Annotated in this window: 10 protein-coding genes; 5 read left to right on the plus strand and 5 right to left on the minus strand. The window is 35.7% G+C overall.

What is annotated here, in order from left to right; genetic code table 11:
* Positions 1-16: 16 nt before the first annotated feature.
* Complete coding sequence (locus GX311_03610) at positions 17-1,453, minus strand: AAA family ATPase (protein NLK15465.1); 1,437 nt, start codon at positions 1,451-1,453, stop codon at positions 17-19.
* Positions 1,454-1,644: 191 nt separating this feature from the next.
* On the opposite strand from GX311_03610, the gene GX311_03615 reads away from it, so the two are divergent.
* Genes GX311_03615 through rsmD form a run of 3 tightly spaced genes read left to right on the plus strand, consistent with a single transcriptional unit; the run spans position 1,645 to position 3,675 of the window.
* Positions 1,645-2,274: a hypothetical protein gene (locus GX311_03615; GenBank protein ID NLK15466.1), complete on the plus strand. Its 630-nt coding sequence runs from the start codon at positions 1,645-1,647 to the stop codon at positions 2,272-2,274.
* Positions 2,275-2,278: 4 nt separating this feature from the next.
* Positions 2,279-3,142 (plus strand): DUF3822 family protein, encoded by an 864-nt coding sequence (locus GX311_03620; GenBank protein ID NLK15467.1) that lies wholly within the window; start codon positions 2,279-2,281, stop codon positions 3,140-3,142.
* Entirely contained in the window at positions 3,133-3,675 is a 543-nt protein-coding gene (rsmD, locus tag GX311_03625) for a 16S rRNA (guanine(966)-N(2))-methyltransferase RsmD (protein NLK15468.1), read from the plus strand. The genes GX311_03620 and rsmD overlap by 10 nt, the downstream gene beginning before the upstream one ends.
* Positions 3,676-3,795: 120 nt before the next feature.
* Here the strand turns inward: rsmD and GX311_03630 are convergent, their stop codons facing one another.
* From GX311_03630 to ribD, 3 genes are read right to left on the minus strand one after another with little or no spacing between them, the layout of a single operon-like run.
* Complete coding sequence (locus GX311_03630) at positions 3,796-4,752, minus strand: glycosyltransferase family 2 protein (protein NLK15469.1); 957 nt, start codon at positions 4,750-4,752, stop codon at positions 3,796-3,798.
* Between the two features lie 21 nt (positions 4,753-4,773).
* Positions 4,774-5,349 (minus strand): DUF4199 domain-containing protein, encoded by a 576-nt coding sequence (locus GX311_03635; GenBank protein ID NLK15470.1) that lies wholly within the window; start codon positions 5,347-5,349, stop codon positions 4,774-4,776.
* Positions 5,350-5,398: 49 nt separating this feature from the next.
* Positions 5,399-6,484: a bifunctional diaminohydroxyphosphoribosylaminopyrimidine deaminase/5-amino-6-(5-phosphoribosylamino)uracil reductase RibD gene (gene ribD / locus GX311_03640; protein NLK15471.1), complete on the minus strand. Its 1,086-nt coding sequence runs from the start codon at positions 6,482-6,484 to the stop codon at positions 5,399-5,401.
* On the opposite strand from ribD, the gene prmC reads away from it, so the two are divergent.
* Both prmC and GX311_03650 read left to right on the plus strand, forming a co-directional pair.
* Positions 6,483-7,337, plus strand: coding sequence for a peptide chain release factor N(5)-glutamine methyltransferase (gene prmC / locus GX311_03645; protein ID NLK15472.1), 855 nt, complete (start codon positions 6,483-6,485; stop codon positions 7,335-7,337). The two genes, ribD and prmC, sit on opposite strands and share 2 nt — an antisense overlap.
* A gap of 11 nt (positions 7,338-7,348) precedes the next feature.
* Positions 7,349-7,810, plus strand: a complete 462-nt coding sequence (locus tag GX311_03650) for a RecX family transcriptional regulator (GenBank protein ID NLK15473.1) — start codon at positions 7,349-7,351, stop codon at positions 7,808-7,810.
* A gap of 94 nt (positions 7,811-7,904) precedes the next feature.
* Here GX311_03650 and GX311_03655 read toward each other — a convergent pair.
* On the minus strand, positions 7,905-10,081 hold a 2,177-nt coding region (locus tag GX311_03655; protein NLK15474.1), incomplete at its 5' end, for a M6 family metalloprotease domain-containing protein.

The raw sequence follows: 10,081 nt of genomic DNA on the forward strand, positions 1-10,081 counted from the left end.
GAGTAATTTTTTTTATCTATTCGAGTAGGTGTGTATGTTCAACAAAAAAACTATTTTTAAAATTAACTAAAAAGAGTTGTGACTTTGCGCGAGTGACAGCCGTGTAGAGCCAGCGAAGATACTCTAGGTTCAGCATTTCATCGGTAAAATATCCCTGATCTACAAAAACAGCATCCCACTGACCTCCCTGAGCCTTGTGACAAGTTATAGCATAGGCATATTTAACGCGCAATGCATTGAAATACGGATTTTTACGTATTTCTTGAAAGCGTTTGCGTCTGTTTTTAATATCAGCATACTCGCTTTCAACTGCACTGTACAGATTAGCACTCTGTTCATCTGTAATATCGGCAGCTGAACTATGTAATGTGTCTAGTAGTATAACAACGTCTAATTCAATATCTTTTGAGTCTAACAGAGCTATAGTCGCATCGGCAAATCGAAAACCGTATTTTTCTATTATTTTTCTGATTCGTTTTAGTTGTATTATATCTCCGTTTGCAATAAATTTTTGTTCCTCATTGTCTGAAGTCCAAAAGTAGTTGTTTCGGACCACCATAAGCATTTCTCCGGAAACTAACTCATCATCGTGCCACAGGACAGATTGCCGAATGCCCATATTATATATTAGTGCAGATTTATTGGTTCTTGTGATAACAGAAACCTGATCTCTACCAAACTTATTGTATGCAGACTCAATTTGTTCAACAAATTCAGAACCATTAACAGATTGAACATCAGAATGGTTTTTTAAACCAAAAAAAGGGGGAGAGTAATCTTTATTCGCCAATTTAGCACGTATATTAGTTGCATTTAGTAGAATGCCTGAATTTTCAGTTTGACGAATAACATCTCTTAAAACAGTAACTATTACACTTTTCCCGTATTTCTCTATCTCTTGTTCTTTCAAAGCTGGGCTAAGAATTGTCCCAACGGGTGGCAACTGTGCAACATCTCCCGACAATATTATCTTGCATTTAAAACCATTGTTAACAAATTCAATCAAATCGCCAAGAAGATTTCCTGAGCCAAAAAAATTGTTCTCTACCGAATGGTCACCAATCATAGAAGCCTCATCGATAATAAATATCGCATTCTTATGCAAATTAACATTCAACTCGAAACCGACATTATAATCCGAGCCACTTTTTTGACGATATATTTTTTTGTGAATTGTAGTGGCTGTTGTGTCTGAATATTGTGCCAAAACTTTAGCTGCACGTCCTGTAGGCGCGAGTAAAACAACTTGTTGGTTCATTTTTTTTAACACATTGACCAAGGCGGCAATCACAGTTGTTTTTCCTGTTCCGGCATAACCTCTTATCAGCAATACTTGATCATTACGTTCCGATACTATAAAACCACCAAGTTTCTCAATAACTATACTTTGATCATTTGTTGGAGGATATCCAAGCTCCTTTAAAATCAATCCCGACAAATGTTTATCAAGCATCTGCAAATTTTTTATTCTGTGCAATACAAAGATAGTTTTAATATTAATTTTGTCATAAAACAAACAAAGTTTAGCTAAAAATGAAAATAAAGTAATTTAAAGATGAAAAAACAGTTATGTAACAGGAAAATATTTTTAAATTTGCAATGTTTTGAAGTAATTAATAAAATCACATAAATCAAATTAAAACAATGAAAAGAGCCTTACAAATTTTCTTAATCCTTTTAATAGTTGGATTAGGTTATATTTTATTTGAAAGCATTATGAGTCCTATTCGATTCGATAGAGAAAAGAATTTTAGGTATGAAAGGGTAATATCACGCCTCAAAGAGATTCGTGAAGCGCAAGTGTTGTATAAGTCTGTAAACGGCAGATATACAGCTGGTTTTGATACGTTGATTACATTTATTAAAAACGGAGATGTTCCTGTAGTAAGAGCCATTGGAAATATACCTGAAGAGTTTATCGACTCGTTAAAAAGCCGTACAAAAGCAGAACAATTAGCTTTGAAACTTGGGCTTATTACTCGTGATACAATCAGAGTACCTGTTATGGATAGTTTATATAAAGACAATCCAACAGGACCCGATTCAATGCAATACATTCCATTTAGTGGTGGCAAAAAGTTCAACTTAGGAACAGCAGATGTTAAAGCTTCAGGATTGGTTGTTAACGTATTTGAATCTAGCGCATTGAATGAAGACATTCTAAGAGGATTGGACGAACAACTCATAATCAACCTTAATGACGGTAAACCATATCCTGGTCTAAGAGTAGGTTCACTCACCGAATCAAACAACAATGCAGGAAACTGGGAATAGTTAAATGTATCGCATAAAATCTAGCTTAGAGTATCCCGATCCGGTATTCGATATCGGGTTAACTACAGCTTACGAAATATCCATCCAGGCTTCGCCGGATGGATTTTCGTTTTGTATAGCAAACCCTATTAACTATCACATTCTATTCATTAAAGAGTATTGTTTTGTCGAAAAGCTTGCAATTGACGACATTGCACAACTCTTCAGTGAAATAAACTACTGGGACGACTTGCTACGCTTGCCCTATAAAAGAACCAAGTTAATGTATTCGTCACAGCAGGTCACACTTGTTCCCGATTCGCTTTTTAGTGCTCAAAAAGCACAAGAGTTATTAAATTCACTATATATGCCCTCGGCTTATAGTGAAAATGTTGTCGTAAATCATATTAAAACCTTGGATATTTGGAGTGTATCATCAATTCCAACTCCTATATACTCCACGTTAAACAATCATCAACCTACGGCAACTATATACAATTCGGTTGTACCAATATGCGAAAGAATGGTATCTGAAAGCTTTACAGGGGGGCAAACTCAAATCATAGTAAACAAAAACGGAACTTGGATAGACCTGTTTATTACCGAAAACGGCAGGTTAACACTGCATAATCAATATAACTATCTCAATCACACAGACATGTGTTATTTTGTAGCTAATGCAGTTGACCAACTAAGCATCGATGCTGACAAGCTTATAATAAGATTAATTGGAGATATTGACCAGCAATCTGAAGAGATACCACTGTTGAAAAAATATTTTCCAAATGTTGTGTTAGAAAAAAATCATTCCATATTTCATGGAAAAGTGATTGACAGAATACCATTGCACAGATATATCAACCTGATGAACCTACATTTATGCGTATAATAGGAGGAACATTAGGCGGCAGAATTATCAAGGTTCCCAACGATTTCAAGTCGAGACCAACCACCGACCTTGCCCGTGAAGCACTATTTAACATATTATCGAATAGATACGATTTCGAAGAGTTAACTGTATTAGACCTCTTTTCAGGAACTGGCAGCATACTGTATGAGTTTTATAGCCGTGGAGCAACAAAAATATCGGGTGTTGAGATTAATCCACGCTACGTTTCGTTTATTAAAAAGAATTTCGAAATCTTTGATATTCAGGGCATACAGATAATTTGTGCCGACAGTCTTAAATATATAAAGCGAGCACCAAAAGAGCATTTTGATTTAGTCTTTTATGATCCCCCGTTTGATTTTAAAGAGAGGTTGACAATTATTGATCAAATTTTTGATAACAATATTCTAAAACCCGATGGAGTAGCTATTTGTGAACACTCTCCAAACGACAACTATTCACAAAACCCATATTTCACAGAATCTAGGCACTACGGCAAAGTGAACTTTAGCTTTTTCAGTAAAGAACACTGATAACACGGATTTACACAGATTTCGGAAAGCTCACACATTGATATATAATAAATTGCATTTACTTCGATGGTTGTTGAGTTTATCGAAGTGACTATCAATGGTTTTTAGTGGTGGCTGCTGCTACTCAGAAGATATCTCTTTTTCAATTAAGTAATCATTTCTGTCTTTTGCCGAACGTGAAACCAATTCAGCAACGAATCCTGCCAGAAAGAGCTGTGTACCAATAATCATTGATGTTAAGGCAATATAAAAATATGGGCTTTCGGTAACACGTTCAGCACTAATTTGGTTAAAAACCATATATAACTTATGTGCTCCTAACCAAGCTGCTGCAATAAATCCAATCAAAAACATTAAAGTTCCCAATAAACCAAACAGGTGCATTGGTTTCTTGCCAAACCGTGTTATAAAAAGTATCGACATCAGGTCGAGAAAGCCATTTATAAATCTCTCTAATCCAAATTTTGTTACACCATATTTTCGTTTCTGGTGTTTTACAACTTTTTCACCAATATGAGTATAACCTGCCTGTTTAGCTATCACTGGGATATAACGGTGCATCTCTCCGTAAACCTCAATGTTTTTAACCACCTCTTTTTTATAAGCTTTTAATCCACAATTAAAATCGTGCAGTTTGATTTTTGTACAAACACGTGCTGTCCAATTAAACAATCGGCTTGGAATTGTTTTAGATAGTGGATCGTAACGTTTCTTTTTCCAGCCCGATACCAAATCATAATTCTGTTTGGTAATCATATTGTAAAGAGCTGGTATTTCATCGGGACTATCTTGTAGGTCGGCATCCATCGTAATAACAACATCACCCTCTGCAGCTTGAAAACCACAATGCAACGCTGCCGACTTTCCATAATTACGTTTAAACTTTATGCCTCGTACTGAACCATATTCCGTTGCTAATCTCTCTATCTCTTTCCACGATTTATCTGTACTACCATCGTCAACAAGAATTATTTCGTAGGTAAAGTTATTATCATACATTACTCGATTAATCCAGTCAACTAATTCGGGCAAGCTCTCTTCTTCGTTAAATAGTGGAACAACTACAGATATATTCATTTCGATTCTTTTGTATTGATTTTATTCAATTTCAGACATATCTTTATCGAAAGCTGATGTATCTTTCTGGATATTAGATTTTTTTGATTGTAAAAATGCTGCTATTATCAGCGAATATATGGCTACGCTGATAACTAATCCAAACAACATGCTAAATGCTAATACACCAGGCGTTAGAAATTTCTGTAAAAGAGACATTACTGACTCTAATTGGCCATCAGTATAAAGTCCTGTTTGAAGATAAGCATCTTGCGTTGCCAGCAAAAACTCATTGAGTGCATCTGGGCTAAATTTATAAAACAGATAATTGAAAAAAGCAACTATCAATGAAGAGTATAAGCCAATCAAGAAAGATGTTTTAAATGCAGTTCCGTAGGTAAAGATAATATTGGGATTACTGTTCCTGTACTGTCGTGTAAAGAAAAATAATCCAATAATTGTCATAACGGTATTTGCTGTTCCTGCATAGCTCTCAGAATCATTAATTTTACCTGTTGAAAAATAAAAAATAAATGTAAGGAGTATTAATACTGCTCCCACAATTGCACCATGTTTAGCACAGTAACTGTTTAAGGTATTTTTTTTATCGTTGACCATAATAAGTTTTTGATTTTTTATAGCACAAATATATACAAAGTTGATTAAATTATGACATTTGTTTATTAAAATAGAGATACAGCAAACTGCTTCCAACAAATATATGTTCATTGTGCTCGGCATGAATTTTTGGAGCTACAACCCCGTTCCCAAAATTGATAACTCCCACAAATCTTCGCGCCTCGTCCCACAAATCTTGTTTGATAAAACTATTTAATACTTGCAATCCACCCTCAACTATAATTGATTGTACTTTATGGTTGTACAATCGGCTTAAAATTTCCTGTAGTGATGTTTCAAAGTCAATCTGCTCAACTGTGATGTTTATTTTGTCGTAGTTTTTTGGTTGAGTTGTAAAGAGTATCGTTGGCTGAATCTCGTTAAATATATTTAAATTATGTGGCAGGTTACCCTGTTGATCTAAAACAACTCGCTGTGGATTTCTGCCAAAAGTAAACCTGACATTTAAAGAGGGATTATCCAACAATGCTGTGTTACTACCGATTAATATGGAATCTTCCTCTGTTCGCCAACGGTGCACCAATACGCGCGATTCATCGTTGGTAATCCATTGGGGTTTCTCGTTGGAGTTGGGAGTGCGCAACTTGTCTAAAAATCCGTCTGCCGTTTCAGCCCATTTCAAAATTATGTAAGGACGTTTTTTTTCATTATAAGTAAAGAACCTGCGATTCAGGAATCGACACTCTTTTTCCAAAACACCAACCTTGACATCAACACCAGCTGATTTTAACTTCTCCACTCCTCTCCCACTTACCTCGCTGTATGTATCTGTGGTTCCTATTACAACACGTTTTATACTGTTTTGGATAATCAAATCGGCGCAAGGAGGGGTTTTGCCATGATGCGAACATGGCTCAAGATTAACATACATAGTCGAATCAGAGAGTAATTCCCGTTGCTTAACCGACTGAATAGCATTAACTTCAGCATGCAACTTACCGTATTCCTGATGAAATCCCTCTCCAATTATTTTGTCGTTATGAGTTATTACCGAACCTACCATTGGGTTTGTACTAACGGAGCCTAAGCCTCGTTGTGCAAGATATAGGGCGCGGCGCATCATTTTTTCGTCAAAAAGATTTTGTTCCGGGGTTTCTTTATATTTTTGCGACATGAGTAATTTTACATTTAAAGAGCTAAAAAAACATTTTTCGGATTCGCTTGCGCAAATATACGAACAAAGCGAGATTGATGCACTTTTCTTTCGCTTATTTGAGGATATTTTCGATATCCAAAAGTTCCAAATACAGCTCGATTACAACAACAAAGTTCCCGAACAACAGTTAGAAATCTTGCTCAATTCGCTATCACGGCTACAAGCATCTGAACCTCTGCAATATATAACACAAAAAGCATACTTTTTAGATTTAGAGCTATATGTATCGCCATCGGTGTTGATACCACGCCCTGAAACTGAAGAGTTAGTAAAACATATTTTGCGTGAAAATAGGGAAAAACCAAGAATTATCGACATAGGAACAGGAAGTGGCTGTATATCAATATCTTTAGCTAAATTTATATACGATTCTGAGGTTGTTGCAATAGATATTTCAAAAAATGCTATCGACACTGCACAGCTTAATGCCACGAAATACGGGGTTAATATTGATTTCAAACAGCTCGATATTTTTGAAATATTGGACAGCGATTTTCCTCAAAAGTTTGATATTATTGTTAGCAATCCTCCTTATGTTACCGAATCTGATAAGGCAAATATGCAGAATAATGTTTTACTCTATGAACCTAAAAACGCTCTTTTTGTGCCGGATAGTAGTGCCCTGAAATATTACAATGCTATTGCCAAATTTGCCGAAACAAACCTTGCAAAAAAAGGTATTGTATGGGTTGAAATAAATGAAAGATTTGGCAATGAAACGTGCGATGTTTTCGCTCAATATTTTTCAAACGTCAAGCTATATAACGATTTTAGAGATAAATCCCGATTTGTTAGAGCTACCAACACATAAATCAACCTGCAATGAGCGAAAACGATTTTCAAAAATATCTGAACAGGGCTATGACATATTGTGCATACAAGGAAAAGTGCGAACACGATGTCAGAACTAAGCTCAAAGAATGGGGAGCCAAAGATGAAATGCATGATGTTATTATCGACTATCTTTCAGCAAACAAATTCGTTGACAATCAGCGCTATACAAATGCATATGTTAACGATGCAGTAAAACTAAAACTGTGGGGGCGAATAAAAATAAGGGCAATGCTGAAAATGAAAAATATTCCCGATTGGATTATCAATCAATCGTTCCGAGAGATTGACGAAACTGAATACCGCAAAGCTTTAACCAAACTACTGCAAACAAAAATAAAATCTAAGACGCTAACCGATATTGAAAAACAGAAAATTGTAAAGTCGATGTATAGCCGCGGTTATGAGCCTGAGATAGTGTTTGAGATGATTGACGTAATAGAAAGCAATTGATTAGAGACGGAGCATGCTCCGTCTCTAAAAGAACAAACAAAAAAGAGTCGTTCTTTTTCGAGACGACTCCTTTTAATATCCTTAATACTCCAAATTATTGTTTAATAAATCTATATACAGTAGTATTGTTAGTTTCTATTATCCTTATAAAATAAGCACCTGAATCCAAAGTTTCAACATCTATAGTAGTTGTTGTATTTTCTGTTTTAGTTGTGCCAACTAACATTCCACTAATATTGTATAGTTCAATAGCAGCTTTGTCGTCATTTTTGCGCTCTATAGTCAATGTACTTTTAACCGGGTTAGGATATATTCGTACAAGATTATCTACTGAGCCACATATTCCTATCATATTTAGTGGAATTGTCTGATCAGCACCACTTACCACGAGCGAACCTTCAAGAGTCGAATATCCTGATTTTGAAACTGTATAATTATATTCGCCATTTGCTAACTTAATCATTGCTTCGCCATTTGCATAGGTCGTAACCTCATAGTTATTGATTGTAACTAAAGCTCCTTCAAGAGGCTGCGCACCTGATTTTACAATAAATGTTACATAAAAACCTGATAAAACGGTAACAGAATCGGCATAAACTATTTCAGACGAGCCAGAAGAGTAAACTGATTGAACACCTATAGCGTAAACTCCGACTGGCAGATCTGCCAAAACACATTCAGTTGTTGTTAAATTTTCAGCCATTTTCCAACTATTGATATATACATCATATCCTATAAATCCTTTTGGATTATCAGCTTTAGAAACTTCATCTAAAATACCATCCTCTAAATTATTGTTGTAAATATCACCAAAGCTCTTAGGTGTATTATTCCAAGTTAATTTAACACTATTAACTCCAACAAGAGTAGCCATTACATTAAATGGTGGTATAATTTGATCGTGTAATGTCACAGTAAATGTAGCATTTTCACCATCAACAAAAACTTTTCCTGCTGCATCAACATAGCCATCCTTAGAAATTGAATAGGTATGTGCTCCATTTAGAAGTTGAAATGTTGCAACACCGACGACATTTGTGACCGATGTTTGTTGATTAACTACAATAGTTGCATCTTCAACTGGGTTGTTTTCGCCATCTACAACATTGAATGTTGTAGTATATAAAGTACCTCCTCCCATAAAATCAAAAGAGACGGTTTTAGCTGCTGTATTTATCTCTATATTGGTTATTGGTTTTTCTGTGTTATTGCCTGCCCATGATTTAGAGCTTGGAAGGGTCCAGTCTGTAAACGAAGTTTTATTATTATATGGCCAGGCACAACCCTGACTATTAATATTCCCATAAGATGATGGGTCTGACGTTGGATCCATTGTTGCAGAAGCACATACAGGATACATTCTTTGAGGATGCGTAGCATTAATTTGATTACCTACTTGATTTATTCCTGCGTGAACATGATATATAATCATACCATTACCTGGCACGTATGCATCAAACCCTTGTTGGTGACGATTTTCAATGAAAAAATACTCGCCATTGGTTGTTGTATTTATTTGATAAAAACTTGACTGATTGAAAGCTGCATGCCTTATAGTAACTGAAGCATTTTGATTTAAAACATTAACCGATGCCCAATTATATACTTTAGTTTTTGTATATCCATTATGATGTGCCGGTGTAGCTCCTCCATTATTCCATGAACCGCTTGCCATCATATCCCATTTGCCTGTACCTGAATATTGACCTCCTGTTGCATAGTTGGTGTCATAATAGTCGAGGGCACCTAAAACATGACCAAATTCGTGGCAAATAACACCTATATAGGTAATGTTTTGTCCAAAATTGCCACGTAACTCTGGTGAACAAGAGTATCTTTGAATATATACACCGTCTTTCATCACTGGAGAAGCTAAACTCCAGGCATGTGACCAAATTGTATTATCTCCCCCTCCTGCTTCTTGACCATAACCTGCAAAAATAATATAAACTCCATCAACCCAACCGTCATTATCGTTATCATACTCGGCAAAATTAACATGAGGATCGGCCAAGTTGATGGCCTCGGATACTAGTGCTCTTGGGTTAACATCATGACTACTTCCTGAAGGAGCACCATAATAAGCCATATTTTGGCTTGCTGTGTACGGTCCTGCTACATCGACTGTTAAGTTGAATTTATTATATGAGTTTTCCAAATAATAGTCTTTAACACTGCCCGTAGCTCCACCAGTAGTGTATCCCACCTCATTGAATAGAGCATTAAATTCAGCTTGAGTTTTTACAAAAGGTCTATCGGTATATCCAATTA

Source organism: Bacteroidales bacterium (genome assembly GCA_012519055.1).
Classification (GTDB): Bacteria; Bacteroidota; Bacteroidia; order Bacteroidales; family Salinivirgaceae; genus JAAYQU01.

What these genes read in the sequence shown, in the direction of transcription:
- GX311_03630 (NLK15469.1), bottom strand. Translation starts at nt 4,752, where the DNA reads ATGAATATATCTGTAGTTGTTCCACTATTTAACGAAGAAGAGAGCTTG.
- GX311_03610 (NLK15465.1), bottom strand. Translation starts at nt 1,453, where the DNA reads ATGCTTGATAAACATTTGTCGGGATTGATTTTAAAGGAGCTTGGATAT.
- ribD (NLK15471.1), bottom strand. Translation starts at nt 6,484, where the DNA reads ATGTCGCAAAAATATAAAGAAACCCCGGAACAAAATCTTTTTGACGAA.
- GX311_03615 (NLK15466.1), top strand. Translation starts at nt 1,645, where the DNA reads ATGAAAAGAGCCTTACAAATTTTCTTAATCCTTTTAATAGTTGGATTA.
- GX311_03620 (NLK15467.1), top strand. Translation starts at nt 2,279, where the DNA reads ATGTATCGCATAAAATCTAGCTTAGAGTATCCCGATCCGGTATTCGAT.
- GX311_03635 (NLK15470.1), bottom strand. Translation starts at nt 5,349, where the DNA reads ATGGTCAACGATAAAAAAAATACCTTAAACAGTTACTGTGCTAAACAT.
- GX311_03650 (NLK15473.1), top strand. Translation starts at nt 7,349, where the DNA reads ATGAGCGAAAACGATTTTCAAAAATATCTGAACAGGGCTATGACATAT.
- prmC (NLK15472.1), top strand. Translation starts at nt 6,483, where the DNA reads ATGAGTAATTTTACATTTAAAGAGCTAAAAAAACATTTTTCGGATTCG.
- rsmD (NLK15468.1), top strand. Translation starts at nt 3,133, where the DNA reads ATGCGTATAATAGGAGGAACATTAGGCGGCAGAATTATCAAGGTTCCC.